The sequence below is a fragment of the Pseudomonas asuensis genome, assembly GCF_014646755.1.
In the GTDB taxonomy this organism is placed as follows: domain Bacteria; phylum Pseudomonadota; class Gammaproteobacteria; order Pseudomonadales; family Pseudomonadaceae; genus Chryseomonas; species Chryseomonas asuensis.
In genome coordinates this window covers 34,067-60,180 of record NZ_BMNW01000004.1, presented here as the reverse complement: position 1 = coordinate 60,180, position 26,114 = coordinate 34,067, and the positions used below count along the sequence as shown (strand labels likewise).

Below are 26,114 nucleotides of genomic sequence, written 5' to 3'. Positions count from 1 at the left end.
TGATAACATCAAGTCTGTCGACTGGAGCGAGCAGGCGCAATGCGCTAAGCGCCTTACTGCATATTCATACCGCCATTTACCGAGAAGTCTGCACCGGTGGAATAGGCGGACTCTTCAGACGCCAGCCAGGCTACAAGAGAAGCAATCTCCTCAGGCTGCCCCAGACGCCCTACCGGGACGCCACCAATGATTTGCTCAAGAATCTCGGGACGTATCACGTCTGTCATGCTGCTTTTGACATAGCCGGGCGACACCGTATTAACGGTCACGCCTTTGCCGCTGACTTCACGTGCTAACGCCATCGTGAAGCCATGAATGCCTGCCTTCGCAGCCGAATAGTTGGTCTGGCCGAACTGGCCACGCTGTCCGTTGACGGAAGAAATATTGATGATCCGCCCCCAACCTTTGGCCAACATATCTTCGATGACCTGTTTCGTCGTATTGAACAGGCTGTTGAGGTTGGTGTTGATAACCGCATTCCAGTTTTCCGGGGTCAACTTGCGAAAACTGGCATCCCGCGTGATGCCAGCGTTATTGACCAGAACATCAATAGGGCCAAAGCCTTCTCGTACGTGGGCAAACGCCTGCCGGGTGCTTTCCCAATCGGCAATATCACAGTCGATAGAGTGAAAATCGTACCCCGCTTCACGTTGCTGACGGAGCCAGTCAGGTTTACGGCTTGACTGAGGTCTGCACCCTACGATCACCGTAAAGCCGTCTTGATAGAGGCGTTGGCTGATAGCAGTGCCGATGCCACCCATGCCACCGGTGACCAATGCAATACGATTATTGTTTGCCATGAGCATGTCCAACCAGGGAACTAAGCGAATTCATTTTGGAGGCGCACCAGAGAATACGGGCCTTCGCACGCAAAGAAGCGTTCATTCGGACGCCTATGATTCGTATGAGGCACTGCTTGAGCCTACGTGTTTTCTTACTGACCATCAGATCAGCGAAATAGCACGCCCTGACTATGAGAAATCCTTGAAATAGAAGGGAATTTTGCTCTGCAAAAAGAGATTTTCCGAGACGGTAAATTTTTACACGCCTCATTATTTGCACGTGCGCGCTAAAAATTAGTCAAATTATCCATACGTCGGCAAAGTGGCGCGTCTGGGTGTTTTGCAACGCAAAATGTTGCAGTGGGTTTTTTGCAGTGCAACAATTACTGGGCGCGTCAGTTTGATGAGGTCGCGTGCGAGGCCATGTCGGTCCTCCCACTATCAGGAGATCCTATCCATGTCTGTTTTCGATTCAGAAAAAATGCACAGCGCTCAGCAGGCTAATCTCGATGCGTTGCAGCAGATCAGTAGCAAAATGTTTGAGAACGTAGAGCGGCTCAGTCAGCTTCAGCTTAATGCACTGCGTACGCTTAGCGAGGAGCAGTTCAATCAGTTCAACAAGCTACTTTCTGTCCGCGATCCCCAATCGTTTACCGAGTATCAGGCGTCCTTTACAAGCCAGTCGACAGCCCAGGCCGAACGTCTGCTGGCATTCAATCGACAGGTTTATGAGCTGATGTCCAGCGCCCAGGCAGATATGGCTCAGTTTGCTGAGCGCCAGGGTGAGGTTGGGACACAGCATGTTCAGGACATGATGGATCAAGTCGCCAAGAATGCACCGGCTGGTGCTGGTCCTGCTATGGCGGTACTCAGATCAACTATGGACAACGCCAGTAGCTTTTACAAAAGCGCTCAGATGGCCATGAAGCAGGCCATGGATATGACCCAGCAAACCATGGCGTCTGCTGCCTCAATGGCAGGCCAGACTACGCAAAATGCCAGCCAGACGGCTGAACAGACTGCTAACGCCAGCGAGAGTGCCGCTTCGGGTCCGGCGCAGGCTGCCCGAAATGCTGCAGCCAAAGCGGCTGAGGCGGTTAGCTCGGTGGTCAAAACGAAGTAATGAGCCTTGGGCGGTATCGGATGGCGACCAGGGTTACTCCTTGTCGCCATCGTTGTTTTTAGGCGCCTCGTCCGGCTTGGCTTTAGGCATGCCGCCAAACAGCCCAAACAGGCTCTGAGTATTGAGGTAAAGGTTTTTAGAGTGCTCGACATACTGAGTCATCAAGTCTTGCATCACTGGCATCTGTTTATGCAGGAACTCACTCCAGGCCTGTGACGATTGCGCACCGGCCTGAGCCTGAACGTCGATTACCGTTTGAATGCTCTTGTCCAGGTAGCTGCCGAGCATCCCCTGAAAGGGACCATAGAAACGGATGATGTTCTTGAGCATATCGCTTGAAAAAATAGGCTCACCCTGGCTTTCCGCTTCTTGAATAATCTGCATCAGAATGGCACGGGTCAGGTCTTCGCCTGTCCGGGCGTCCACAACCTGAAACGGAATGTCGTCAATAACGAACTGGCGGATATCAGCAAGCGTGACGTGGGCGCTGGTATGCGTGTCATACAGGCGCCGGTTAGGGTATTTCTTGATCAGGCGAGGGCTGGTCCGGCTGTTGTCTGACATGTACGACATCTCATGCTCATTAGGGTGGCGCAACCAGTTTATCCTATCCCTGGTTAAGCTCGGACGCATAACAACCGGAGGTATACGAGCTGAAGCGCGCTATTTGCCCGGGTAAATCCTAAGCACGGCCTGCCCAACATGATGCTGAGTGTCAGGCCTGTTGGCCATCAACATACTTAAGCTCACCGCCGCTGAATGCATGTACCACGAACTCTCCCGGCGCTGCACGCTGAGTGCCGAGCGTTTGCAGGGCTTGCTCCATATCGGTACGGCCTCTTTCCCAGCGCTCGGTCAGAACCGGACGGGAAAAGTCGAACGCTCTCATCTCAGTATCTTCCGAGACCTGGGTGTGGTTGAGCAGGAGCAGCGTAGTGGCTTTATCGATCTTGGTACCTTCGGCCAAGGCGGGTGCAAGTGCGGGGTCTTCCCGGCGCTCTGCGGGGAGCCAGTTACCTAACAAGTGCAGTTGGCGCCTTAGCTCATGAACCTGGCGCAGACGCTTTAGCGCCTTGGCGGTCTGGCCAGATAAAAGCAGCTCAAGCTGGCGTTCCACGGCCTGTCCAACGGTTTGTAAGCCCTGGCTATGCCGACGGAACAGATCCAGCGCAATGCACAGGCGGTTGTCCGTACTATGCTCATCCAGTGCCGCTTCCAGCGGCAAGTTTGAGCTCATCCCTCCATCGACCAGTCGGCGTCCGTCCACGGTAATGGGTGGGAAAAAGGGAATAAAACCACAGCTGGCTAGCAAATGATCCAGTTCGATAGGTGCCTTGGCGCTATCAAACCGTATTTCCTCTCCGCTCTCTACGTCTACCGCCACAATAATCAGTCTTATTTCTCCGCTGTTCAGTCTGTCGAAATCAACGGCTTTTCTCAGGCTTTCACGCAGAGGGGCTAGGTCATAAACGCTCGTATCCATTGGCATGCCAGGCAACATGGACAGGGCGCCGGGTAACCGGGGATGATAGATGCCCGGGCTGCCGAGCAGGGAAGACTGCATGAGTCGGGTTCGCTTGATATCCCAGGCCATGGGCCAGTACTGGGGTGTAAACGTCCAGGTCGGCGTCTCTTGTGCGGCCGCTGACCAAAAGCGGCGTAGTGCATCTATTCGCTTTTCCGGTGCGCTGCCAGCAATAAGAGCTGCATTAATAGCACCGGTGGAGACGGCTGCAATCTGATCAGGGTATAAGCCCAGCGCCTCCAGGGTCTCGTAAGCGCCAGCCTCATAAGCGCCCAGCGCATTGCCTCCAGAAAGAATAAGCGTAATCCGTTCGGTCATGGTGATTTCCTCAGTCTGCCGTTGCCGACAAAGCGAAACGTTTGTGTCGATTAGGGCTACGATTGGCGATCCGAACGACTCCAATGACGCCATGCCAGTATCCCGATGGGAAGCCCGAGCAGAGCCAGGGCTGCCCAGGAAGGAACACCACCATTGTTTGGCCCTTTACGCCAGCCGCCCCGTACGGTGTGCTCGTCATACATAGGCTCGAATACGGTGCCGGTCGTGTCATCGCTAGGCTCGTTTGCCAAAAAGCCCTTATGAAGCAGTCGACCGTTGATCCGCGTCATCAGCGAAGGCGCAAGGCGCCTTAAAGCACTGGCCAGGCGGCCGGAGCCTCCTACTACAGCCTCGGCCCGAGGTCGCCGTACAAGACCTAGTACAGTTTGGGCGACTTTTTCAGGGGTATAGACGGGCGGCGCTGCACGTACACGCTGCTGGCTGAAGTTTGCCGCATGGATGAAGAAGGGGGTGTCGACCACCGAGGGAAGCAGGGTACAGATATGGATATTTGGCTGATCCAGCACTTCTTGGCGTAGGGACTCAGAGAACCCGCGTACCGCAAACTTGCTGGTGGCGTAAGCCGTGGAATCTGGTTTGGCGATACGCCCCACGATGGACGCATTATTGATCAGGATGCCATGGCCTTGCATACGGAACTGACGCATCGCGGCTTTGGCGCCATGCATATAGCCGAAGACATTGGTCTCGATGACTCGGCGCCATACATCACTCGGGATATCTTCGAACCGGCCAAACACACCCACTCCGGCGTTGTTAAACCACACGTCGATACGCCCAAACCGCGCGATGGCCTGGCGTGCCAGCCCTTCGACATCCTCTTCGCAGGTTGTGTCGGCCGTCATGGCAAAGGCAATGCCGCCCAGACTGCGACATTGCTGCACGACATCGTCCAGCCGTTCGGTTCGCCGGGCCGCCAAGACGAGCCGGGCACCACGCTCGGCAAAGGCATAAGCGGTAGCACGTCCAATTCCGCTCGATGCGCCTGTGATAACGACAACAGTTCCGGCAAAGATTTGCTTCATGGCCTTCCTCAACTGAGCATCTGACGCCATAGGCCTCGTTTGCTCAGAGGGAACGACCGGGTGAGAAGTTCAAACACGGCGGCTGGCTCTTTTGCGAGGCCAGTACCTCAGTTTGCCTCAGCAGAAAGGCAGCCTGTAGGGGCTCAGCTCTGCAGCTCACAGGATGCGGGCTCGATATACTTTTTGTACTCATGCCCTCCCAGCCAGGCCTGCAACTGCGTGAGCGAGAGCGGCTTGCTGAATAGATATCCCTGAATAAAATCGCATTGATTGTCGCGCAGGAAGGCCAACTGCTCTTTTGTTTCTACACCTTCAGCCACTACTCTAAGTTGCAGCTTGTGCGCCATAGCAATGATCGCTGCCGTGATTTCCATATCGGTCTGCTGATTAGGAATATCACGAATGAAAGAGCGATCTACCTTAAGCGTGTCGACCTTGAACTTGCTCAGGTAAGCCAGGGATGAATAGCCACTGCCAAAGTCATCAATCGAAACTTTCACACCTAGCGCTCGAATCCGCTCCAGCAATTCAATTGCCAGGTTGAGGTTATGCATCAGGGCATTTTCAGTCAGCTCGAGCGTGAGCGCTTCGGGCGGTAGTTCGGCTTCGATGAGCGCTTCTTCCACACGCCTTGGAAGCGTCCGGTCAGTAAGATTTAACGGTGAGCAGTTTACGGCTACCCGTAGCTCGTCGTAGCCCAGATCGCGTAGGGTTTTCAGGTCCCGGCAGGCACGCCGCATGACCCAATGATCCAGCTGGCCAATTTGTCCGCTCAGCTCGGCTACATGGACAAAACGATCAGGCCGGATGGGGCCAAGGGTCGGGTGATTCCAGCGAACCAATGCCTCCAGGCTGGCGGTTGTCCGCGCATCACTGGTGACAAGAGGCTGGTAATGCACCTCTAGTGTGCCGTCGGTAATGGCCTGACGCAGCTCCTGCTCCAGGTGAAGCGTCTCTTCGGCCTGGATTTGCAGCTCCGGCGCAAAGTGCAGGAAGCGATTACGTCCATTGCGTTTGCATTGACCCAAGGCAAGGCCTGCGTTACGGAGCAGTTCATTGGCTGACCGGCCATCCTGCGGGTAGTGGGCAATGCCGATACTCAAGGTCATGCCGATCTGCTGTCCGCTCAGGTTGAAAGGCGGACGGAGTTGCTCCAGCAGTCGCATAGCGAGGTTTTCGCTTTGCTCAGGCAATGCTTCGGGCACCAGAACTAGAAACTCGTTGCCTTGACGCGCCACATGGACATCGGCATCAAGCACCGCCGTAATGCGCTGGGCGACTTGTGTGAGCAAGTCATCGCCTACGTTGTAGCCCAGGCTGTCATTGATTCGCTTGAAGTGGTCCAGATCCAGATTGAGCAAGGCAAGACGCTCTTCAGGCGTGGCCTTGTTGATGATCCGTGCCAGTGTCTGGGTAAAGCTATAGTCATTCAAAAGCTGGGTAAGCGGGTCGAGCAGCGTAACCTGACTCAGCGCCGTTGAGACTTCTTCCAGGCGCACACCCTGTTCATGGAAGCGTTGCTCCAGGCGGGTCGCCGTAAGGCCTGCGCAGATCACGACCAAGGTCAAAAACGCAATGATGGTTCCTAGAAGTCCATGATGGGCATCATGGGCCATCATCATGACGGGTGTACCTTCTGGGACCACCAGTGTTAGCGCGGCCATGCCGGTGAAGTGCATGGATACGATCGCCCCCCCTAGAAGGAGGCTGCCCAGGATCATGAGCAAATGGGTATGACGACCTACCTGGTTGCGGACGTAGAACGCCATGACTAGCGCCGCCAGCGAAGCCAGGATGGAAACTACGATGGAAACCAGAAACAGGAGCGGGTTGTATACCTGGACGCCAATAGAATCGATTGCAGACATCCCGGTGTAGTGCATGGCGGCAATGCCGCAGCCAGCAGCGATAGATGCCGCGAGGTACTCCCAGACGGCCATTCGCTCACGGCTGATGAGCCACATGACGATGCAGGAGACCGTAACGGCAAGGCCTAGTGACAGCAGCGTCATGCCATACCCGTATTGCATGCTTATCGGCGAGGCGTAAGACAACATGGCGATAAAGTGCATCGACCAGATACCGCTACCCAGCGCCAAGCCACCTACGCCGCACCAGAGCAGGCGGTTTTGACTCAAGGCTGCCGACGAGGCGCGTCTGGCCATGTAAAGGGCAGTATAGCCAGCGGCTGTCGCGACCAGATAGGACAGCATCACCAGCACGAGGTGGTGGTGATCGGAGCCGACCGGTATAAAGCCGTCAGGCAGGGATGTGGCAAGCAACATGATTACAGACTCGAAAGGACATTCCACTGCATCGATATCTTTGATATCGCCACGGCAAGGCTACTGAATACGTTGGTAATGCCCTTATCGGCCGCCTGTCGGCCAAGCTTGAGGGCGACCGACAGGTGGAGACAGGAAAAGAGGGGAATTTATTTTTTCGGTGCGCGCATCCGGCGCCACAGCCAAAGCGCTATGCCCAGAACCAGTAAGGCGCCCAATACCATCAGCTCGTAGCGCTTGAGATTGCCTAAAGCCCCTTCGAGTACCGCGCCAAAGTGATAGGCAGCCAAGCCTAGAACAGTTGCCCAGACAATAGCGCCAATGCCATTGAGCAGCAGGTAGCGCGCCGGCGGATAGCCAGACATGCCAATGGCCACCGGCATAACCGTCCTCAATCCGTAGACGAAACGAAAGCTGAGCACCCACAGGTCTGGATGACGGCGAATATGATCCAACGCCTTGTCACCCATGGCCTCCCAGCGCGGTTTGCGCTTGAGCAATTTGCGGCCATGGCGGCGGCCCAGGAAATACCAGAGCTGATCACCGGCATAGCTCCCCAGGAAAGCCACCATAATGACTGTCTGGATATTCATGTATTCACGGAAGGCTAGAAAACCTGCCAGAACCAGAATAGTTTCACCCTCGAAAAATGTGCCGAGGAAAAGGGCGAAATAACCAAAATCATGGAGGAATTGTTGCAGCATCGTCACGACAACAGGGCGAAATGAAGGCCCAGCCTAACCCGGTTAGCCGCTGGAAGGAAGGTGTCGCTTCGTCTAATCCCTCTAAAAGGCAAGGGATTTGCAGATCGATGTGCCAAGCCGAAGCTAGAGGTCGTCTGCATTGAACAGAGTTGATAGGCATGCCTTATTGTCATCAGTTGTTACCATTCGGTCATGATAGTGACTTATAACTCATCACACTGACTCTGCCTGAGTCTGGGAGTACACCGTGAGTTTCACTTCAGTAAGCCGTTCCTTTCCCTCCACGCGGATGCGCCGTCAGCGTCGGGATGACTTTTCCCGTCGTTTGATGCGTGAACACACGCTGACCGTCGATGACCTGATCCTGCCAGTGTTCGTACTTGACGGTGAGAATCGCCGTGAAAGCGTTCCCTCCATGCCTGGCGTCGAGCGTCTGTCCATCGATCTGCTGCTGGAAGAAGCGGCTGAGCTTGTAGCATTAGGCATTCCTGCCATCGCTCTGTTCCCTGTAACACCACCTGAAAAAAAATCGCTTGATGGCGCCGAGGCCTATAACCCCGACGGCATCGCCCAGCGCGCCACGCGTGCACTGCGTGAGCGCTTTCCTGAACTGGGTGTGATTACCGATGTTGCGCTCGACCCGTTTACCACTCATGGTCAGGATGGCATCCTCGATGAGAAGGGCTATGTGCTAAACGATGTATCCGTCGAGGTCCTGGTCAAGCAGGCACTGTCCCATGCGGCTGCAGGTGCCCAGGTTGTGGCGCCATCCGACATGATGGATGGCCGGGTGGGTGCTATTCGTGCCGCCCTGGAAGACGCGGGCTATCACAATGTGCAGATCATGGCCTACTCGGCCAAGTATGCGAGCGCCTATTATGGGCCTTTCCGAGATGCTGTCGGCTCAGCAGCCAATCTGGGTAAAGGCAACAAGGCGACCTATCAGATGGACCCGGCTAACAGTGACGAGGCCCTGCAGGAAGTGGCAGGCGATCTGGCCGAAGGGGCCGACTCCGTCATGGTCAAGCCGGGCATGCCTTACCTGGACATTGTTCGCCGGGTAAAGGACGAATTCCGTGTGCCGACCTTTGTTTATCAGGTCAGCGGCGAATATGCCATGCATATGGCGGCTATCCAGAACGGCTGGTTATCCGAGGCCGTCATTCTGGAGTCTTTGCTTGCCTTCAAACGTGCAGGCGCAGATGGCATTCTGACTTACTTTGCCAAACGCGCTGCCCAACAATTACGTCAGGAGCATTAACGCTCCTAAGGAGCTGCTATGAACAGCCAAGGACTCATTGATACTACTGCGCGCACCGAGGAGGCCGCATTGACGACCGATACCACGGCCACTGATAACGCCAAGCCTACCGCTGAGACCGCACCTGCTGTCACGGTGTCAGAGACTCCGGCCCCGGCTTTGCCAGCGCTGCCTGCCATGAACGTTGACGACAGTAGCCTGTATATCAATCGGGAGCTGTCACAGTTACAGTTTAATATCCGGGTGCTTGAGCAGGCGCTCGATGAGTCCTATCCGCTGCTTGAGCGGCTCAAATTCCTACTGATCTTTTCCAGTAATCTGGATGAGTTTTTTGAAATTCGTGCAGCGGGTTTGAAAAAACAGGTCACTTTTGCACGCGAACAAGCCGGTGCTGACGGTTTGCTGCCGCATCAGGCGCTGACTCGAATCAGCGATATTGTGCATGGGCAGGTTGCACGGCAGTACACCATTCTGAACGATATCCTGTTGCCGGAGCTTGCCAAGCACCAGATTCGCTTCATTCGTCGCCGTAACTGGGATATGAAGATCAAGGGCTGGGTGCGAAAGTTCTTCCGCGACGAGATTGCGCCGATCATTACACCGATCGGCCTTGATCCAACCCACCCGTTCCCGCTCCTGGTCAACAAAAGCCTCAACTTCATCGTTGAGCTGGAGGGAATGGACGCGTTCGGCCGTGACTCGGGCCTTGCGATCATTCCCGCACCGCGTTCATTGCCGCGCATCATCAACGTACCCGAAGAAATCGGTGGGCCAGGGGACAATTACGTCTTCCTCTCTTCAATGATTCACGCCCATGCCGATGACTTGTTCCCCGGTATGAAGGTGAAGGGCTGCTTCCAGTTCCGTTTGACCCGTAACGCCGATTTGTCGGTGGATGCCGAAGACGTGGACGACCTTGCCCGCGCGCTGCGAGGTGAGTTGTTCTCGCGTCGCTACGGTGATGCGGTGCGCCTTGAAGTGGTCGAAAGCTGTCCGAAAAACCTGACTGACTACCTGCTCAAGCAGTTCAATCTGGCTGAGAACGAGCTGTACAAGGTTAACGGTCCAGTCAACCTGACGCGTTTGTTCAGCGTCACTGGTCTCGACAGTCACCCTGAACTGCAAAATGCGCCGCTCACACCTAGCATTCCCAAACTTTTGCAGAAGAAGGAAAACCTCTTCAACGTCCTGGGCAAGATCGACGTGCTGTTGCTGCATCCGTTCGAATCCTTTACCCCGGTGGTGGACCTGCTGCGTCAGGCTGCCAAGGACCCTAGCGTTCTGGCTATCAAGCAGACCCTGTATCGCAGCGGCGCCAACTCGGAAATCGTCGACGCACTGGTAGAAGCCGCGCGCAGCGGTAAGGAAGTTACCGCGGTTATCGAATTGCGGGCGCGTTTTGATGAGGAGTCCAACCTGCAACTGGCGAGCCGCCTTCAGCAGGCGGGCGCGGTTGTGATCTATGGGGTCGTCGGCTTTAAGACCCATGCCAAGATGATGCTCATCCTGCGTCGTGAAAATGGCGAGCTGCGCCGTTATGCTCACTTGGGCACTGGTAACTATCACGCTGGCAATGCCAAGTTGTACACCGACTACAGCTTGCTGACCGCTGATATAGCGCTGACTGAAGACGTGCATAAGCTGTTCAACCAGTTGATCGGCATGGGCAAGACCCTGCGCATGAAAAAGCTCCTGCATGCGCCGTTCACGCTTAAGAAAAATCTACTGGAGATGATCAACCGTGAGGCCGCTGCGGCAGCCGAGGGCCGTCCTGCGCATATCATGGCCAAGGTTAACGGGCTGACCGATCCAAAGGTCATCCGGGCGCTCTACAAGGCAAGCCAGGCGGGTGTGAAGATCGATCTGGTCGTCCGCGGCATGTGCTGCCTGCGCCCAGGCGTACCCGGCGTGTCGCACAATATTCAGGTGCGCTCGATCATCGGTCGCTTCCTTGAGCACAGCCGGATTTATTACTTCCTCAATGGAGGGGATGAGCGGATGTACCTGTCCAGTGCTGACTGGATGGAGCGAAATCTCGACATGCGCGTGGAGACCTGCTTCCCAGTAGAAGGCAAGAAACTCATTTCGCGGGTTAAAAAGGATCTGGAAGCCTACCTCACTGATAACACCCAGAGCTGGGTGCTTCAGGAGGATGGCAATTATCAGCGTCTTTCACCAACAGGCAACCAGAACGCGCGGACGGTACAGGCGACCCTTATGGAACGCCTGAGCAGTCCGGGTATCAACACACGGTAAGGGTATAGCCGATCCGCGCGAGCCACTGTGCTTCCTGTTCGAAGTCAGCCTGGGTCAGCGGATTCTGCTCCAGCCAGCCGACCGGGAAGCACACTTCGAGGCTGCGCGGGCCTGCCTTGAGCGTCACGATGGGGCGCTCTTGGTTGCTGCGAATATGATGGAACAGAATCGCAAAGCGCAGCAGGATGCACAGGCGGATCAGGCTCTCGCCTTCCTCGTCGCCCAACTCAGTAAAGCGATCCCGAGGAATATTCCGACGGTGCCCCCGTACCAGTAAGCCCAGCATCTGCTGATCGCGGCGGGAGAATCCTGGCAGGTCCGAGTGCTCGATCAGATAGGCGCCGTGCTTGTGATAATGATAATGGGCGATGTCCAGCCCGATCTCATGCACACGCGTTGCCCACGTCAGCAGTTCGCGATAGCAGGGGTTGCTCAGATTCCAGGCTTCGGTTACCTGCTCGAAAGCTTTCAAGGCCCGACGTTCTACCCGTTCGGCCTGACGCTTATCCACGTGGTAGCGCTCGGCCAGGGCAGACAGCGTGCGCTCGCGTACATCTTCATGGTGCTGACGACCGATCATGTCGTAGAGCACACCTTCACGCAGCGCGCCCTCGGACAGGTTCATCTCTTGCAGTTCCAACGCCTTGAAGATTGCTTCAAGAATAGCCAGGCCGCCCGGCAGAATAGTGCGGCGGTCAGGTTTCACCCCTTCGATATCGAGCTTATCGATCTCGCCCTGCTTGAAGATCTTGCGCTTGAGCCACTCGATCCCTTCGGCATTGACCTCGCCCTTGCCACGTCCGGCGGCCTGAATAGCCAGGGCTACAGCGCGAATGGTGCCGGAAGCGCCTACGGCTTCCTGCCAGCCTTTCTCACGCAGGCTCTGATCGATATTCATTAGCTCCAGGCGCGCAGCCGTATAGGCTTGGGCATAGCGGGACGCTGTAATCCTGCCATCTGCAAAGAAGCGCTTGGTATAGCTGACACAGCCCATTTGCAGGCTTTCGCGCTGATGGGTTTCGAAGCGCTGGCCGATAATGAACTCGGTACTGCCACCGCCGATATCGGTAACCAGGCGACGGCCTTCCATGTCCGGCATGGTATGGGAAACGCCCAGGTAGATCAGGCGAGCTTCTTCGCGTCCGGAAATGACTTCTACGGAGTGCCCCAGTACCTGCTGGGCACGCATAATGAATTCGCTGCGGTTCTTGGCTTCGCGAAGTGCGTTCGTACCAACAATGCGCACGGCGCCCTGGGGCAGGCCGGTAATCAGTTGGGCAAAGCGGCGCAGGCATTCGAGCCCGCGTTCCATGGCCTCTTCGCTGAGTCTTCTCGATTCGTCCAGCCCTGCGGCCAGCTGAATCTTTTCACCCATGCGTTCAAGGATGCGGATTTCGCCATGGTCAGTCCGCGCCCGAACAATGTGAAAGCTGTTGGAGCCAAGGTCGATGGCAGCAATCAGGGGAAACGGTTCTGCGGATGAATGCGGCATGCTGACGGTCTCATACATAAACGTTGACAATCGTGCCACGATCGAAGAAGTCTGCCAAACCTCAACGTGCAGTCAAACCGTTTCAATCGATGGGCTGTGCCTTGGATCAATGGCCTGAACCGACAAACTGGACCGGCTCTGGCGTCTTGGGGGCAGCGAATAATAGCCTGGGATTACCCTGCTTATGCAGTACGCCCTGGCGCATGAAGACCCATACATAGTCACCTTACGGGCAACGCGCATCGCGTAGGCGTCATGAGTGGCTTTGAGTGAGTGGTTTGGCCACGGGTGCCTTACCGGTCAACTCCAACACTAGAGGCTGTGCCTGTTTCTGGCCATATGCTTCGCCTGCGCGAGGCCAAAAGGCAATCTAGCGGGCATAACGGTATGTTTTCCAGTGGTCTGCTAAATGGCGTAATTGAGAGTCTTTAGCGGTCCCTATAAAGAGACTTAATGGCTTTTGCCTTCCTGTTAAGCGCTGGCAGGGCTATAGTGGTCGTTCTTTTTTGTCGTTTCCGAATTCGGAGAAAGTCCATGAGCGAATACATCACCAACGTCAGCGATGCCAGCTTCGAGCAGGACGTGCTCAAGGCTGACGGTCCCGTGCTGGTCGACTACTGGGCCGAATGGTGTGGTCCCTGCAAAATGATTGCGCCGGTTCTGGACGAAATCGCCAAGGACTATCAGGGCAAACTGAAAGTTTGCAAACTCAATATCGATGAAAACCAGGACACCCCGCCAAAGTATGGTGTACGCGGTATCCCAACATTGATGCTGTTCAAGAACGGCTCCGTTGAGGCAACCAAGGTGGGTGCACTGTCCAAATCCCAGCTGGCAGCGTTCCTCGATAGCAATATCTAATTTTATTGCTCTCGATCAAAGGCCCTGCTTTTAGCGGGGCTTTTTTATTATTTAGCACTAGACGTCCTGTCTAGCAGGGTGCTACATTCGATCTCGCAACGGCACCTATGCGTGTCGCCCTCTGCATGCCTTCGCCGATTCTCTTATTAGAATAACCAACGCGATTCTGTCGTTAGCCGCGGCAAGGCTTCTCAAGCTAAAAAGATTCTTACTCCCTCCTTTTCTCAGTTAGCAACGTCTATGAACCTTACCGAACTCAAGCAAAAGCCAATCACGGAACTGTTGGAAATGGCGGAAGCCATGGGCCTGGAAAACATGGCTCGCTCCCGTAAGCAGGACGTGATTTTCTCTCTGCTGAAAAAACACGCAAAAAGCGGTGAAGAGATTTCCGGTGATGGCGTGCTGGAGATTCTGCAGGATGGCTTCGGCTTCCTGCGTAGTGCGGACTCCTCCTACCTGGCCGGCCCCGACGATATCTACGTCTCTCCCAGTCAGATCCGCCGTTTCAATCTGCGCACCGGTGATACCATCATCGGCAAGATTCGCCCGCCGAAAGAAGGCGAGCGTTACTTCGCGCTGCTCAAGGTCGATACCATCAACTACGATCGTCCTGAGAACGCGAAAAACAAGATCCTGTTCGAAAACCTGACACCGCTGTTCCCCAACAAGCGCCTGACGATGGAGGCCGGTAACGGTTCCACCGAGGACCTCACCGGTCGTGTAATCGACCTGTGTGCGCCGATTGGCAAGGGCCAGCGTGGTTTGATCGTCGCTCCGCCAAAGGCGGGCAAGACGCTGATGCTGCAGAATATCGCTAGCAACATCACCCGCAACAATCCCGAGTGCCACCTGATCGTTCTGCTGATTGATGAGCGCCCGGAAGAAGTAACTGAAATGCAGCGCACCGTGCGCGGCGAAGTGGTTGCTTCTACGTTCGACGAACCGCCGACCCGTCACGTACAAGTTGCCGAAATGGTGATCGAGAAGGCCAAGCGCCTGGTTGAGCACAAGAAGGACGTCGTTATTCTGCTGGACTCTATTACGCGTCTGGCTCGTGCTTACAACACTGTGATTCCAAGTTCCGGCAAAGTACTGACCGGTGGTGTGGACGCCCATGCTCTGGAGAAGCCCAAGCGTTTCTTTGGTGCGGCGCGTAACATCGAGGAAGGCGGCAGCCTGACTATTCTGGCTACGGCGCTGGTCGATACCGGTTCGAAGATGGATGAAGTCATCTACGAAGAATTCAAAGGTACCGGCAACATGGAGCTTCAACTGGATCGCAAGATCGCAGAGAAGCGCGTATTCCCTGCCATCAATATCAACCGCTCCGGCACCCGCCGTGAAGAGTTGTTGACTAGTGAGGAAGAGCTGCAGCGTATCTGGATTCTGCGCAAGATCCTGCATCCAATGGAAGAAACCGGTGGTATCGAGTTCCTGCTCGACAAGTTGCGTCAGACCAAGACCAACGACGAGTTCTTTGACTCGATGAAGCGCAAGTAAGACAAAAAGGCCGGGTTTCCCGGCCTTTTTACTTTCCAGGCAGGCTTTTCATTTTCGAAAAGGGGGCCAGGGGCGGTACACTTTCCGCTTCACTCTCTGCCGAGATACGTCCCGCTATGCAATACCGCGACCTTCGCGACTTCATCCGCGGCCTGGAACAGCGTGGCGAGTTGAAGCGCATTCAGACGCCCATCTCACCCAACCTTGAAATGACCGAAGTGTGTGACCGCACCCTGCGCCGCAAGGGGCCGGCTTTGCTATTTGAAAATCCTACCGGATACAGCATGCCTGTGCTGGCTAACTTGTTCGGCACGCCTGAGCGAGTGGCGATGGGTATGGGCGCGGACAATGTTGGCGAGCTGCGCGAGATCGGCAAGTTGCTGGCGTTCCTGAAGGAGCCAGAGCCGCCCAAGGGATTGAAGGACGCCTGGTCAAAGCTGCCTATCTACAGGAAAGTCATCAGCATGGCGCCCAAAGTCATGAAGGATGCCCCTTGCCATGAGATAGTAGAGGAAGGCGAAGCGGTCGATCTGTCCCAGCTGCCGATCCAGCATTGCTGGCCGGGTGATGTGGGGCCACTGATCACCTGGGGCCTTACGGTTACCAAGGGACCAAACAAGGAGCGGCAGAACCTGGGCATTTATCGCCAGCAGGTCATTGGCCGCAACAAGGTCATCATGCGCTGGCTCAGCCACCGCGGCGGTGCGTTGGATTTCCGCGAGTGGTGCGCCAAGTATCCAGGCAAGCCTTATCCGGTAGCAGTTGCACTGGGTGCAGACCCGGCAACGATTCTGGGCGCGGTTACGCCAGTGCCTGATACATTATCCGAATATGCATTCGCAGGACTCCTGCGTGGTAGTCGAACCGAGCTGGTGAAATGCATTGGTAGCGATCTGCAAGTGCCAGCCAGCGCCGAGATTATCCTGGAAGGCTTCATCTATCCTGGCGAGATGGCCGATGAGGGCCCCTATGGCGACCATACCGGCTATTACAATGAAGTGGATCGCTTCCCGGTGTTTACCGTTGAGCGTATCACTCGTCGACGTGACGCTATCTATCACAGCACCTATACGGGACGTCCGCCAGATGAGCCGGCTATCCTCGGAGTTGCCTTGAATGAAGTGTTCGTGCCGATCCTGCAAAAGCAGTTTCCCGAGATTGTCGATTTCTACCTGCCGCCTGAAGGATGCTCCTACCGCATGGCGGTAGTGACCATGAAAAAGCAGTACCCCGGCCATGCCAAGCGGGTGATGCTGGGTGTCTGGAGCTTTCTGCGCCAATTCATGTACACCAAGTTCGTCATCGTGACCGATGACGATATCAATGCGCGAGACTGGAACGACGTGATTTGGGCCATTACAACGCGCATGGACCCCAAGCGCGATACTGTCATGATCGACAACACGCCGATTGACTATCTGGACTTTGCCTCACCTGTGTCCGGCCTGGGCTCAAAAATGGGGCTGGACGCCACCAATAAGTGGCCCGGTGAAACCAACCGCGAGTGGGGCAGAGCAATCGTCAAGGACGAAGCCGTGGTCAAGCGGGTCGACGAGCTCTGGGCCAGCCTGGGGATCGATTGATGAATACCACTGGCTGGATGGGGATAAGTTGCGTGTATTGCGCGTCGAACCTTATGCATACGGAGGGTTTTCAGACATGAGGTTCGCATACGGTTATCTCCAGACATTCACTTTTGCTCAAAAGGCGTCCTGACATGAAGGTCACGCTACGCCCCTCTGGGGCTGTACTCGAGACGTTACCCGGCGAGCGCATTCTGGATGCAGCGCGCAGGCTAGGGTACGAGTGTCCGCACAGCTGCCGGAATGGTAACTGCCACGTCTGTGCAGCCTTGTTGATTGAAGGGCAGGTCAAGCAGCAGAACGGCGTCATCGACCATGGCGAGATATTCGTCTGCCTGGCAGAGCCGCTCGGAGACTGTGAGCTGCATTGGGACGGTGTACTGGCGCCGGGTGAGCTTCCAGTAGGAACGTTTGCCTGTCAGGTACTGGCGTGTGAAGAGGTAGGCGGGGATGTGCGCCGTGTACGGCTTCGTGCTCCAGCAGGTCAGCCGCCTCGCTACCATGCCGGGCAATATCTGATGCTGGAGCGGGACGATGGTAAGCAGTCGGCTTTTTCGCTGGCGTCTGCACCGCATCAGGGGCGGGATCTGGAGTTGCATATTCTGACGCGAGAGGAGAGCAGCCAAGCGATTGTCCAGCAGCTTGAGCGTGAGCGCATGGTGCGGGTTCAGTTACCTTTTGGCGATGCGCATCTGGCCGATTTGCCTCCAGGCCCTCTTGTTCTGATTGCGGCGGGGACAGGAATGGCACAGATGCACAGCCTCATCGAAGACTGTCGCGCCCGCGGATTCGATCAGCCGCTACACCTGTACTGGGGCGTCCGGCATCCTGATGATTTCTATGCACTGCCGCATTGGGATGAGTGGGAGCAGGATTCGCGTCTTTACTTGAACAAGGTTGTCAGCGACCTGTGTGGGTGGGAGGGGCGCTGTGGTCTCTTGCACGAAGCGGTACGTGAGGACTTCAAGGATATGAAGTCACTGCATGTCTATGCCAGCGGGTCGCCTGCCATGGTTTACGCCACGCTGGATGCCCTCGTGGAAAGCGGAATGGATCCCCATCAGATGCGTGCGGATGTATTTGCTTATGCGCCGAGGGAGTCGCTGGGAGTATGAGTCGGATCGATCCAGCCGTTGCAGCTGGATCGATTCATTACTCTTAGTTCAGCGCAGGTCGTTTGTGGCCTAGCGTCAGCGCCAGAAAGACAATAGCGAGCACGCATGAGGCAACCAGCAGCATGAAGCCGCCATCCCAGCCATACAGGTCTACTGTATAGCCTACCAGAGCGTTAGCGGCGACCGAGCCGCCCAGGTAACCAAACAGGCCAGTAAAGCCGGCCGCTGTTCCAGCAGCCTTCTTGGGCACTAGCTCCAGCGCCTGTAAGCCAATCAGCATCACCGGGCCATAGATTAGGAAGCCAATAGCAATTAGGGCGAACATGTCGACGGTGGGATTGCCAGGCGGGTTGAGCCAGTAGACCACTGTACTGACAGCTACCAGTGCCATGAAGACCACGCCGGTGGCGCCCCGGTTACCCTTGAACAATTTGTCCGAGAGCCAGCCGCACAGCAACGTGCCGGGAATGCCTGCCCATTCATAGAGAAAGTAAGCCCAAGAAGACTTGTCCACCGTAAAGTGCTTGACCTCCTTAAGGTACGTAGGCGCCCAGTCCAGCACGCCGTAACGCAACAGATAGACGAATACGTTGGCCAGTGCGATGTACCAGAGCATACGGTTTTTCAATACGTATTTGACGAAGATCTCCTTCGTGCTGAATTCACGCTCGTGGCTCTCATCGTACCCTTCGGGATAGTCTTTCTTGTATTCCTCAATAGGCGGTAGCCCGCAAGACTGCGGTGTGTCACGCATGGTCAAAAACGCGAAGACGGCTATGCCCAGTGCCACGGCAGCCGGCACGTAAAAGGCGGAATGCCAGTCGTTGAACCAGCCCAAGCCCAGCAGGAACAAAGGCCCGATTAAGCCGCCACCCACGTTGTGGGCGACATTCCAGACCGAAACCACCCCGCCGCGCTCCTTCTGGGACCACCAGTGCACCATGGTTCGTCCGCTGGGCGGCCATCCCATCCCTTGGGCCCAGCCGTTGATGAAAAGCAGAATGAACATGATGGTCACGCTCGACGTCGCCCAGGGTGCGAAACCGAAAATAAACATCACAACAGCCGAGACGATCAGACCGAAGGGTAGGAAATAGCGCGGATTCGAGCGGTCGGAAATCATACCCATGAGAAACTTGGACAAGCCGTAAGCAATAGCCACCGCGGATAATGCAGTACCTAGCTCCCCGCGACTGTAGCCTTCCTCTATGAGGTAGGGCATTGCTAGGGAGAAGTTTTTGCGTAACAGGTAATACCCTGCATAGCCAATAAAGATACCGGCAAAGATCTGCCAGCGTAGACGTCTGTAAACCGGATCGATGCAATCAGAAGGCAGGCGCGTCGTGTGAGCGGCTGGACGAAAGAGACCAAGCATTTGAGCTCCAAAGATCATTGTTTTTATGAGAAAGGGCTTGCGCAGCAAATATTACAGTTTCATTTCAGAAAAATGACCGATACCGCTGTGCGATAAACGAAAAAAAACGCTCGTGAAATGTTGTTTTTCGAATGCTGAGGTGCGCTTGCCTGTTCAGGGGTGGGTAGCGGTGTAAAGGCTGTCTGAAATTTGCGTTCTGTAACCGGGTGCGTATGCTGCGCCGCCTGGACTGCACTTGACTGCCCGTCATGAGTCTCAACCATAACCGCCTGTGTTCTGATCACCATGCCCTACTGGAAACGTTACCTGTCACGTCTGGTTGATTTCGCCACGATGCTGATCAATCGCTATCCACGCCTGATTGCCCTGGCAGGTTTTGTTTCGGGCGTATGCAGTTTTCTCCTGGTTGATCGACAGCATGGCTTTGCCAAAGTGATGGCAATTGTGATGCTCGCCAGCTGGCTGTGGCTGATGATGGAAAATGTGCTGCGCCAATGGATGACGAAGCGGTTTGGCTGGAATCTGCCCCCTGGGCTTCTTCGCTATGCGACCCAGATGATCCACCAGGAAAGTCTGTTTTTTGTGCTGCCTTTCCTCTTTGTCACAACCACCTGGAATAGCGGGCAGGCTATCTTTACCGGCCTGCTGGCCGCCATGGCCGTCGTGTCGGTCGTCGACCCGTTGTATTACAAGTCGCTGTCCAGGCGGCGCTGGGTCTTCCTGGGCTATCACACGTTGACCTTATTTGCTGTCTTGCTCACGTCCTTGCCCATCATCCTGCACCTGACCACTACGCAAAGTTATCGGCTGGCATTGGGCGTGGCGGTATTACTGTCATTTCCAAGCATTCTCGTGGCGCTCTCGATCCGGCGCTTGTGGCAATGGCCTGTCGTGCTCGGCCTTAGCCTGATGATCGGTGGTCTGGGATGGATGCTGCGAACCTGGGTTCCGCCCGCCACGCTATGGCTGACTGATGTTGCGGTCACCAGCCGCTTCGATAATCTCAAGCGTGAGCCGGGTAAAAGCCTCGATGAAATCAGTGCCTCTCAGCTCCGATCACAGGGGCTTTATGCCTATACGGCCATTAATGCGCCACGTGGGCTAAGCGAGCGGATTTATCACGTTTGGCTGCATAACGGTAATGAAGTGGACCGTATTCCGCTTGAAATCAGCGGCGGCCGGAAAGCGGGGTATCGTGCCTGGACGCACAAGCAGAACTTCCCGGGAGAGGTGGCGGGCCGATGGCGGGTACAGGTCATAACTGAGGACGGCCAGATGATTGGCACCTTGCGCTTCGAGGTAACGCCTTAATATTCATCGTGGCATGTAATGCAATTGCCAGCGCCTGGGAATCAACAGGGAGGCTAGACCGATCAAAGCGGCCCAGCCACTGCTGGCAAACAAAGCCATAAGGCCAAGATGATGCTGGAGCCACGCGCCCACGATGGCGCCGCCCAACATGCCGATCCAGGGGGTCGCTTGCATCAGCCAGTCTGGGTGCCGTGCGCCTAGAAGCCAGCGTCCCAGGCCCCGCCCCAGACGTGAGAGCGCGCCTGTGACATAGGTCAATCCAACAGACTGCCCATTCACCTGCTCCACCGCTGCGTTAATCATACCCATGGCCAGTACTGCGGCTATAAGCGGAAGCAGTACAGCGCCAGGAAGGCTGCCGACGGACCAGCCGGCCGCTGCGGCCAATAAACCGGCGGTTAAAAGCAGAAGCGGTAGCGCTTGGCGGCCGCTCAGGCGTGCGACAACAATGCCGAGCGCATTGCCCACTACGAACAGGCTGATAATCAAAAGCAGTCGCAGGAGCGTAGCGCTATCGCCCAAGGCTATGGCAACAGCCAGACGTGTCGTATTGCCACTCATGAAAGATACATAGTCACCGGCCGATAAAAAGCCGATGGCGTCGGTCATGCCAGCCAGGACCGACAGGCCGGCAACCAGTACCAGCCCTACGCGGTTGTGTCGGTGCGCGCTCAGGCGATGATCCTGATCAGGGGAGGCGGGGTGCGAAGAGTCGGATGCCAAGCGGGTGTTATCCTATTGTTGTAGGGAGTCAATCCTGGGCAGAGCCTGTCTGTGACCGCTAACGAGGCGGTTTTTATATTCTGTCATATTCTGGCTATTACCTATCTGAATCGCATGGCTTCAGAAAGACACTGTTTAACCGATAAGCTGTGACAGGCATAGTAATCGGTTAGCTATGCACCACTCTTTTTGTTTGAGGAATTGCCCCGTGAAAGCCCTGCTTGCATTCGTACTTGCTTTCTCACTCGCTCTGCCTGCCTGGGCTGAGGAAAAAAAGGAAGCCGAAGAGGGCGCGCCGCAGCCTGACTACATAAATCTTACGCCTGCGCTGGTGGGCAACTACGGTACAGGCCCAAAGCTTAAGTACTACAAGGCTGACATTGCTCTGATGACGATGAGCAAGGAAGACTCAGCGCGCGTGTCCTTCCATGAGCCGCTAATTCGCAATCAGCTCATCATGTTGTTTGAACAGCAGACCGATGAAACGCTGACCGGCGCCGATGCACGCGAAGCATTGCGTCAGGCTGCCCTCAAGCAAGTCCAGGACATCATCAATGGCGAGGAAGGCAAGCCGATGGTGGAAGACCTCCTGTTCAACAACCTGATCGTCCAGCCTTGATTCAACGGCAGGCTACGATGGCCTGCCATTCTTCGTCAGTTACTGGCATGACTGAGAGGCGGCTGCCTTTTTGCAGTAACGCAAAATTACTCAAGGCGGCTATTTCACGAAGACGAGTCAATGAAATGACCTGATCGAATGCGTCAACAAAACTGACGTTACGCGCTATCCAGGGATTCTTTTCCTGGGTGGCTTTCGACGAATGGTATGGGCTTTTTGGGTCAACCGCGGTCGGATCAGGAAAGGGATCGTTTTCTATGCGGCCTATGCCGGCTACGCCAGGCTCAGCGCAGCTGGAATGGTAGAAAAGGAAGAGGTCCCCTGCAGCCATGGCACGCAGGAAGTTACGGGCCTGATAGTTGCGGACGCCATCCCAGCGCCCATTGCCGAGGCGTTGCAGATCATGGATAGAAAATTCATCGGGTTCCGATTTCATCAGCCAATAAGGCACGAAGATTGCTCCTGGGAAAACGGTTCTGGACTTTCTGACGGTTGGTTGACGCAATGTTTGCGTCAGAAAAATGGTTAGCGCAGAATGCCGCGGTTTTAAGTGGCCGTACGACCTGACATATAACAGGCCGGCGGTATCGTTGATTATGCCAATGAAGGGGTAGGCACATAAATGAAACGCAAGCCGGACTTGCTTTGGGTACTGGTCGCGCTTTTTAGCTTGGGTGTTGTTACGACAGGCTACACTCAAAGTCTCTGGGACAAGCAGCAGGACAATTCACCGTCTGCTCATGTGATTCAAAAAGTGTCCCGCTGAATCTTCGCAATACGCTGTCGAATACCCTGCGTTGTAGTCCTGGCGCAGGGTTCAGGCCTCTCGCTTTTTCTCGTACCACCCCTTGTTCGTCACCGTTGCCTTCATTGGCACATCCCAACTGGCCAGCGTCAGCTGATCTACTTTCTGACATTCGTGGGCTAATCCTAACAATTTAGGTGAGTGCCAGGCGCGACGGCGCTTGAGATAGGCAAGGCTTCGATCGTAAAAGCCACCCCCCATACCCAGTCGACCCCCTTGTGCATCGAAGCCCACCAGCGGCATCAGGATCAGATCCAGAGTCCAGGGCTTGCGCTGTTGTGCGCGATTGGGCCTGGGTTCAATGATCTTGAAGCGGTTACGTACCCAGCGCTCGCTAGGGCGGACACGCTGAAAATGCATGCGAGTGCTTGGCCAGCGGCTTAATACCGGTAGGAATGTAGCTTTACCGCGGCGTTGAGCTGTTCGAAGCAGAGGGCGCGGATCGATTTCGCCGTCATTAGGCAAATAAAAGGCAATCTGCCGAGCGCGTCGGAATAGGGGATGATGACTAAGCTGGCGATGTAGCTGCTGTGCAGCCTGTCGTTGCTCGACAGGGCTTAACGCTCGACGTTTTTGGCGTAGCAGTCGGCGCAAGGCCGAACGAGAATGATCAGATGCTTTGATCATGAAAGAAGGTAGCTCCCCGGAATGCCGCTGCCGGTGTAGCCCTTGAACCCGAGAGTTCAAGGTGGGAGAAGTCGTGGGCCATTAGGCTTTCCGGCGTGCGGACATGCACACAAGCCCAGCGAGCGACCCCCGTGGTGTTGCTTATCGGCTCAGGGACATGACCGACTGGCAAACACACCAGAGAGTGTGTTCAGTATACCCCTTCGCCACGAGAATCAAACCCCCCGTTCGTCCTGCTCTGTTGTCAGAGCCCGGTCGACACGGTCTAGCAGGTCACGAACGCGCTCGCGTGTACTGCTGACTTCGAAGTTCACGCCATCCTGGCGATGCAGCAGATCGTGGGTAATGTTAAGGGCGGCCATGACCGCAATACGGTCGGCGCCAATCACTTTGCCGCCGGCGCGGATCTCTCGCATCTTGCCGTCGAGGTAGCGCGCAGTGGTTTCAAGGTTGGCGCGCTCGTCCGGTGGACAGCTGATGCAGTAGTCCTTGTCGAGTATGTGGACGGTGACGGTGTCGGTGCTCATGAGTCCTGCTCCAGGGCTTTCAGGCGTAAAATCATCGCTTCGACCTTATGTCGGGCCAAATCGTTCTTTTCGATTAGCTTGACTCGTTCTTCTCGCCAGGCACGCTCATGCGCGCGCAGCTGGCGATTCTCTTTCCTAAGCTGTTCGATGTGTTCGAGCAATTGCTCAATTTTATCGGTCAGTACTTGGAGATCGTTTTCGATCGAGGACTCGCGCATGGATGGCTGCTGCTCCGAGCTATACAAGGTTGGCCGGTAACAAGGTCAACGCGTAGGATACAAGGTTCATTCTAGCCATCACGTCGACGAACGACCATAGCCATCCATGACGAGTACATCATCTGCATACGCCGCGTTCACACAATTATTGAGCGAAGCGGCTCTTCCTGTCTCCCCAGCCGAGCTTCACGGGCACCTAATGGGCCGTATTTGCGCCGGCGCCGGCTTTGACGAGTCTGACTGGCTCGTCGCAGCCGCCGACCTTCTGGGCGGCGCACCCAGTGACCGCCTGAAATCAGCGCTGGTAGGGCTCCTGGGCATGGTCCAACAGGAATTCGCGACCAACGAAGTAGCCATCGTGCTGCTCCTGCCAACCGACGAGGCACCGCTCAAGGAGCGCCTGGCCGCCATGGGCCAGTGGTGCCAGGGTTTCCTGTCCGGCTTTGGCTTGGCCAGCCGTACGATTGAACTGTCCAACGAAGCTAAAGAAGTTTTGCAGGATCTTGCAGCCATTGCTCAGGTGCAGGACACGCTAGAGGAGTCCGAAGAGGGCGAAAACGATTACATGGAGGTTACCGAGTATCTTCGTGTGGCACCTGTCATTCTCTACAGCGAGTACGGCAAGGACCCTTCGTCTGCACCTAAGCCTTCAATTCATTGAGGCGTGGCGCCGTGGGCGAAGGCGGTTCTTCCGTTAAGGAGTTCGCATGATCCGCATTCCGAAGGCTGAGTTCGCCCGGCGGCGTCGAGCGCTTATGGCCGAGATGGCTCCAGGCAGTATTGCGATCCTGCCGGCTGCGCCGGTGCGTGTCCGTAACCGTGACATCGAGTATACCTATCGTCAGGACAGCGATTTTCAGTACCTGACCGGCTTTCCAGAGCCGGATGCCGTCATGGCGCTGATTCCTGGCAGGGAGCATGCTGAGTATGTGCTGTTCTGTCGGGAAAAGGACCCTGTTCAGGAGATGTGGGCGGGCCCGCGTGCAGGGCAGGAAGGGGCGATCCGCCAGTACGGTGCCGACGATGCCTTTCCTATCAGCGATATCCACGACATCCTGCCGGGGCTGATCGAGGGACGGGAGCGTGTCTACTACGCCATGGGTTCGAATCCTGATTTCGACCGGCAGTTATTGGACTGGATCAATCTGATTCGCGCAAAGGCCAATCAGGGCGCTCAGCCGCCCAAGGAGCTGATCGCACTCGACCCTCTCCTGCATGAAGCTCGGCTCTTCAAGACTGCCGCCGAGATCAAGGTGATGCGCGAGGCGGCGATTGTATCTGGTGATGCGCATATCCGGGCGATGCAGGCCTGTCGGCCGGGCCTCAGGGAGTATCATCTGGAGGCGGAGCTGGATTATGTCTTTCGCAAGGGCGGTGCACGCATGCCTGCCTATGGCTCGATCGTCGCTTCCGGCCGTAACGCCTGTATCATGCACTACCAGCAGAATGATGCACTGCTCAAGGACGGGGACCTGGTGCTGATCGATGCTGGCTGCGAAATCGACTGCTATGCCAGTGACATCACCCGCACTTTTCCGGTCAGTGGGCGGTTTTCACCCGAGCAGAAAGCGATCTATGAGATCGTTCTGGCAGCCAACGAGGCAGCCTTTGCCTGTATTGCGCCCGGCCGCCACTGGGATGAAGCCCATGAGGTGACGGTGCGCATCATTACGGAAGGATTGGTTGATCTTGGTCTGCTACGGGGCGAGATCAATACCCTGATCGAAGAAGGCGCATATCGTGACTTTTATATGCATCGGGCTGGACACTGGTTGGGCCTGGACGTGCATGACGTTGGCGATTACCGCATCGGCGATCAGTGGCGAATGCTGGAGCCGGGTATGACCATGACGGTCGAGCCAGGTATTTACGTTGCACCCAATAACCTGCGGGTAGCAAAGAAGTGGCGGGGTATCGGTGTCCGTATTGAGGATGATGTGGTAGTCACCCGTCACGGATGCGAAATTTTGAGCCGCCATGTACCCAAAGCGGTTGATGAGATTGAACGATTAATGGCTGACGCCCAGGACGCTTCGACGTCCGGCGCGGCAGTGTAAG

Annotated in this window: 25 protein-coding genes and 1 other RNA gene; 12 read left to right on the top strand and 14 right to left on the bottom strand. The window is 55.8% G+C overall.

The features are described from left to right. Positions 1-53 precede the first annotated feature (53 nt). Positions 54-800, bottom strand: a complete 747-nt coding sequence (gene phbB, locus IEX86_RS09740; protein WP_188865939.1) for an acetoacetyl-CoA reductase — start codon at positions 798-800, stop codon at positions 54-56. Between the two features lie 439 nt (positions 801-1,239). Between phbB and phaP the strand changes: the two genes are divergently transcribed. Then, a complete protein-coding gene (gene phaP, locus IEX86_RS09735; protein WP_188865938.1) occupies positions 1,240-1,905 on the top strand; it encodes a TIGR01841 family phasin in 666 nt (221 codons plus the stop codon). Positions 1,906-1,938: 33 nt separating this feature from the next. On the opposite strand, the gene phaR is transcribed toward phaP, so the two are convergent. The 5 genes from phaR to IEX86_RS09710 all read right to left on the bottom strand — a co-directional run bounded on the left by phaR (position 1,939) and on the right by IEX86_RS09710 (position 7,783). Further along, complete coding sequence (phaR, locus tag IEX86_RS09730) at positions 1,939-2,469, bottom strand: polyhydroxyalkanoate synthesis repressor PhaR (protein ID WP_188866328.1); 531 nt, start codon at positions 2,467-2,469, stop codon at positions 1,939-1,941. Positions 2,470-2,620: 151 nt separating this feature from the next. Continuing rightward, positions 2,621-3,748 carry a patatin-like phospholipase family protein gene (locus tag IEX86_RS09725; protein ID WP_188865937.1) on the bottom strand — a complete coding sequence of 376 codons (1,128 nt, stop codon included), beginning with the start codon at positions 3,746-3,748 and terminating at the stop codon, positions 2,621-2,623. 56 nt (positions 3,749-3,804) lie between these two features. Further along, positions 3,805-4,794, bottom strand: a complete 990-nt coding sequence (locus tag IEX86_RS09720; RefSeq protein ID WP_188865936.1) for an SDR family oxidoreductase — start codon at positions 4,792-4,794, stop codon at positions 3,805-3,807. Between the two features lie 143 nt (positions 4,795-4,937). After that, complete coding sequence (locus tag IEX86_RS09715) at positions 4,938-7,079, bottom strand: putative bifunctional diguanylate cyclase/phosphodiesterase (protein WP_229685297.1); 2,142 nt, start codon at positions 7,077-7,079, stop codon at positions 4,938-4,940. A 149-nt stretch (positions 7,080-7,228) separates the two neighbouring features. Continuing rightward, the gene (locus tag IEX86_RS09710) at positions 7,229-7,783 is read right to left on the bottom strand and encodes a DedA family protein (protein WP_188865935.1); all 555 of its coding nucleotides are present in this window, start codon (positions 7,781-7,783) and stop codon (positions 7,229-7,231) included. 289 nt (positions 7,784-8,072) lie between these two features. Here IEX86_RS09710 and hemB point away from each other — a divergent pair, with 289 nt between their 5' ends. Together hemB and ppk1 are read left to right on the top strand one after the other, a co-directional pair. Further along, positions 8,073-9,044 (top strand): porphobilinogen synthase, encoded by a 972-nt coding sequence (gene hemB / locus IEX86_RS09705; RefSeq protein ID WP_505909228.1) that lies wholly within the window; start codon positions 8,073-8,075, stop codon positions 9,042-9,044. Positions 9,045-9,062: 18 nt separating this feature from the next. Beyond that, the gene (gene ppk1 / locus IEX86_RS09700) at positions 9,063-11,300 is read left to right on the top strand and encodes a polyphosphate kinase 1 (protein ID WP_188865933.1); all 2,238 of its coding nucleotides are present in this window, start codon (positions 9,063-9,065) and stop codon (positions 11,298-11,300) included. Here the strand turns inward: ppk1 and ppx are convergent. Beyond that, complete coding sequence (gene ppx / locus IEX86_RS09695; RefSeq protein ID WP_188865932.1) at positions 11,287-12,792, bottom strand: exopolyphosphatase; 1,506 nt, start codon at positions 12,790-12,792, stop codon at positions 11,287-11,289. The genes ppk1 and ppx overlap by 14 nt on opposite strands. A 534-nt stretch (positions 12,793-13,326) precedes the next feature. On the opposite strand from ppx, the gene trxA reads away from it, so the two are divergent. The 4 genes from trxA (at position 13,327) to IEX86_RS09675 (ending at position 17,851) form a co-directional block, all read left to right on the top strand. After that, positions 13,327-13,653 carry a thioredoxin TrxA gene (trxA, locus tag IEX86_RS09690; protein ID WP_010796694.1) on the top strand — a complete coding sequence of 109 codons (327 nt, stop codon included), beginning with the start codon at positions 13,327-13,329 and terminating at the stop codon, positions 13,651-13,653. A 240-nt stretch (positions 13,654-13,893) separates the two neighbouring features. Further along, complete coding sequence (gene rho / locus IEX86_RS09685) at positions 13,894-15,153, top strand: transcription termination factor Rho (RefSeq protein WP_188865931.1); 1,260 nt, start codon at positions 13,894-13,896, stop codon at positions 15,151-15,153. Positions 15,154-15,269: 116 nt separating this feature from the next. Next, positions 15,270-16,736: a 4-hydroxy-3-polyprenylbenzoate decarboxylase gene (gene ubiD, locus IEX86_RS09680; protein ID WP_188865930.1), complete on the top strand. Its 1,467-nt coding sequence runs from the start codon at positions 15,270-15,272 to the stop codon at positions 16,734-16,736. 134 nt (positions 16,737-16,870) lie between these two features. Next, positions 16,871-17,851 carry a CDP-6-deoxy-delta-3,4-glucoseen reductase gene (locus IEX86_RS09675; RefSeq protein WP_188865929.1) on the top strand — a complete coding sequence of 327 codons (981 nt, stop codon included), beginning with the start codon at positions 16,871-16,873 and terminating at the stop codon, positions 17,849-17,851. Between the two features lie 43 nt (positions 17,852-17,894). Here the strand turns inward: IEX86_RS09675 and glpT are convergent, their stop codons facing one another. Then, positions 17,895-19,226 carry a glycerol-3-phosphate transporter gene (gene glpT, locus IEX86_RS09670; RefSeq protein WP_188865928.1) on the bottom strand — a complete coding sequence of 444 codons (1,332 nt, stop codon included), beginning with the start codon at positions 19,224-19,226 and terminating at the stop codon, positions 17,895-17,897. A gap of 285 nt (positions 19,227-19,511) precedes the next feature. Between glpT and IEX86_RS09665 the strand changes: the two genes are divergently transcribed. Next, positions 19,512-20,537: a DUF5924 family protein gene (locus IEX86_RS09665; protein WP_188865927.1), complete on the top strand. Its 1,026-nt coding sequence runs from the start codon at positions 19,512-19,514 to the stop codon at positions 20,535-20,537. Positions 20,538-20,540: 3 nt separating this feature from the next. Here the strand turns inward: IEX86_RS09665 and IEX86_RS09660 are convergent, their stop codons facing one another. Beyond that, the gene (locus tag IEX86_RS09660; RefSeq protein WP_229685313.1) at positions 20,541-21,212 is read right to left on the bottom strand and encodes a YoaK family protein; all 672 of its coding nucleotides are present in this window, start codon (positions 21,210-21,212) and stop codon (positions 20,541-20,543) included. A gap of 256 nt (positions 21,213-21,468) precedes the next feature. Between IEX86_RS09660 and IEX86_RS09655 the strand changes: the two genes are divergently transcribed. Beyond that, positions 21,469-21,879, top strand: coding sequence for a flagellar basal body-associated FliL family protein (locus tag IEX86_RS09655; protein ID WP_188865926.1), 411 nt, complete (start codon positions 21,469-21,471; stop codon positions 21,877-21,879). A gap of 1 nt (position 21,880) precedes the next feature. On the opposite strand, the gene IEX86_RS09650 is transcribed toward IEX86_RS09655, so the two are convergent. Beyond that, on the bottom strand, positions 21,881-22,315 hold the full coding sequence (locus IEX86_RS09650) for an EVE domain-containing protein (protein WP_229685312.1): 435 nt from the start codon (positions 22,313-22,315) through the stop codon (positions 21,881-21,883). A 186-nt stretch (positions 22,316-22,501) separates the two neighbouring features. Between IEX86_RS09650 and IEX86_RS09645 the strand changes: the two genes are divergently transcribed. Further along, positions 22,502-22,645 carry a hypothetical protein gene (locus tag IEX86_RS09645; RefSeq protein ID WP_188865924.1) on the top strand — a complete coding sequence of 48 codons (144 nt, stop codon included), beginning with the start codon at positions 22,502-22,504 and terminating at the stop codon, positions 22,643-22,645. Between the two features lie 51 nt (positions 22,646-22,696). Here IEX86_RS09645 and IEX86_RS09640 read toward each other — a convergent pair whose 3' ends face one another. The 4 genes from IEX86_RS09640 to IEX86_RS09625 all read right to left on the bottom strand — a co-directional run bounded on the left by IEX86_RS09640 (position 22,697) and on the right by IEX86_RS09625 (position 24,056). Next, positions 22,697-23,311, bottom strand: a complete 615-nt coding sequence (locus IEX86_RS09640; protein ID WP_188865923.1) for a 5-formyltetrahydrofolate cyclo-ligase — start codon at positions 23,309-23,311, stop codon at positions 22,697-22,699. Between the two features lie 9 nt (positions 23,312-23,320). After that, positions 23,321-23,498: non-coding RNA, 6S RNA (ssrS, locus tag IEX86_RS09635), on the bottom strand. Positions 23,499-23,526: 28 nt separating this feature from the next. Further along, the gene (locus IEX86_RS09630) at positions 23,527-23,838 is read right to left on the bottom strand and encodes a cell division protein ZapA (protein ID WP_188865922.1); all 312 of its coding nucleotides are present in this window, start codon (positions 23,836-23,838) and stop codon (positions 23,527-23,529) included. Next, a complete protein-coding gene (locus IEX86_RS09625; RefSeq protein ID WP_188865921.1) occupies positions 23,835-24,056 on the bottom strand; it encodes a TIGR02449 family protein in 222 nt (73 codons plus the stop codon). The genes IEX86_RS09630 and IEX86_RS09625 overlap by 4 nt, the downstream gene beginning before the upstream one ends. A 106-nt stretch (positions 24,057-24,162) precedes the next feature. Here IEX86_RS09625 and IEX86_RS09620 point away from each other — a divergent pair, with 106 nt between their 5' ends. Beyond that, positions 24,163-24,717, top strand: a complete 555-nt coding sequence (locus IEX86_RS09620) for a UPF0149 family protein (protein WP_188865920.1) — start codon at positions 24,163-24,165, stop codon at positions 24,715-24,717. Positions 24,718-24,763: 46 nt separating this feature from the next. Then, the gene (gene pepP / locus IEX86_RS09615; protein WP_188865919.1) at positions 24,764-26,113 is read left to right on the top strand and encodes a Xaa-Pro aminopeptidase; all 1,350 of its coding nucleotides are present in this window, start codon (positions 24,764-24,766) and stop codon (positions 26,111-26,113) included. The last annotated feature ends 1 nt before the right edge of the window (position 26,114 follow it).

What these genes read in the sequence shown, in the direction of transcription:
- IEX86_RS09630 (WP_188865922.1), bottom strand. Translation starts at nt 23,838, where the DNA reads ATGAGCACCGACACCGTCACCGTCCACATACTCGACAAGGACTACTGC.
- IEX86_RS09640 (WP_188865923.1), bottom strand. Translation starts at nt 23,311, where the DNA reads ATGATCAAAGCATCTGATCATTCTCGTTCGGCCTTGCGCCGACTGCTA.
- rho (WP_188865931.1), top strand. Translation starts at nt 13,894, where the DNA reads ATGAACCTTACCGAACTCAAGCAAAAGCCAATCACGGAACTGTTGGAA.
- IEX86_RS09620 (WP_188865920.1), top strand. Translation starts at nt 24,163, where the DNA reads ATGACGAGTACATCATCTGCATACGCCGCGTTCACACAATTATTGAGC.
- pepP (WP_188865919.1), top strand. Translation starts at nt 24,764, where the DNA reads ATGATCCGCATTCCGAAGGCTGAGTTCGCCCGGCGGCGTCGAGCGCTT.
- glpT (WP_188865928.1), bottom strand. Translation starts at nt 19,226, where the DNA reads ATGCTTGGTCTCTTTCGTCCAGCCGCTCACACGACGCGCCTGCCTTCT.
- phbB (WP_188865939.1), bottom strand. Translation starts at nt 800, where the DNA reads ATGGCAAACAATAATCGTATTGCATTGGTCACCGGTGGCATGGGTGGC.
- IEX86_RS09725 (WP_188865937.1), bottom strand. Translation starts at nt 3,748, where the DNA reads ATGACCGAACGGATTACGCTTATTCTTTCTGGAGGCAATGCGCTGGGC.
- IEX86_RS09710 (WP_188865935.1), bottom strand. Translation starts at nt 7,783, where the DNA reads ATGCTGCAACAATTCCTCCATGATTTTGGTTATTTCGCCCTTTTCCTC.
- IEX86_RS09645 (WP_188865924.1), top strand. Translation starts at nt 22,502, where the DNA reads ATGAAACGCAAGCCGGACTTGCTTTGGGTACTGGTCGCGCTTTTTAGC.
- IEX86_RS09720 (WP_188865936.1), bottom strand. Translation starts at nt 4,794, where the DNA reads ATGAAGCAAATCTTTGCCGGAACTGTTGTCGTTATCACAGGCGCATCG.
- hemB (WP_505909228.1), top strand. Translation starts at nt 8,073, where the DNA reads ATGCGCCGTCAGCGTCGGGATGACTTTTCCCGTCGTTTGATGCGTGAA.
- trxA (WP_010796694.1), top strand. Translation starts at nt 13,327, where the DNA reads ATGAGCGAATACATCACCAACGTCAGCGATGCCAGCTTCGAGCAGGAC.
- IEX86_RS09715 (WP_229685297.1), bottom strand. Translation starts at nt 7,079, where the DNA reads ATGTTGCTTGCCACATCCCTGCCTGACGGCTTTATACCGGTCGGCTCC.
- ppx (WP_188865932.1), bottom strand. Translation starts at nt 12,792, where the DNA reads ATGCCGCATTCATCCGCAGAACCGTTTCCCCTGATTGCTGCCATCGAC.
- ppk1 (WP_188865933.1), top strand. Translation starts at nt 9,063, where the DNA reads ATGAACAGCCAAGGACTCATTGATACTACTGCGCGCACCGAGGAGGCC.
- IEX86_RS09675 (WP_188865929.1), top strand. Translation starts at nt 16,871, where the DNA reads ATGAAGGTCACGCTACGCCCCTCTGGGGCTGTACTCGAGACGTTACCC.
- IEX86_RS09665 (WP_188865927.1), top strand. Translation starts at nt 19,512, where the DNA reads ATGCCCTACTGGAAACGTTACCTGTCACGTCTGGTTGATTTCGCCACG.
- ubiD (WP_188865930.1), top strand. Translation starts at nt 15,270, where the DNA reads ATGCAATACCGCGACCTTCGCGACTTCATCCGCGGCCTGGAACAGCGT.
- IEX86_RS09650 (WP_229685312.1), bottom strand. Translation starts at nt 22,315, where the DNA reads ATGAAATCGGAACCCGATGAATTTTCTATCCATGATCTGCAACGCCTC.
- IEX86_RS09625 (WP_188865921.1), bottom strand. Translation starts at nt 24,056, where the DNA reads ATGCGCGAGTCCTCGATCGAAAACGATCTCCAAGTACTGACCGATAAA.
- phaP (WP_188865938.1), top strand. Translation starts at nt 1,240, where the DNA reads ATGTCTGTTTTCGATTCAGAAAAAATGCACAGCGCTCAGCAGGCTAAT.
- phaR (WP_188866328.1), bottom strand. Translation starts at nt 2,469, where the DNA reads ATGTCAGACAACAGCCGGACCAGCCCTCGCCTGATCAAGAAATACCCT.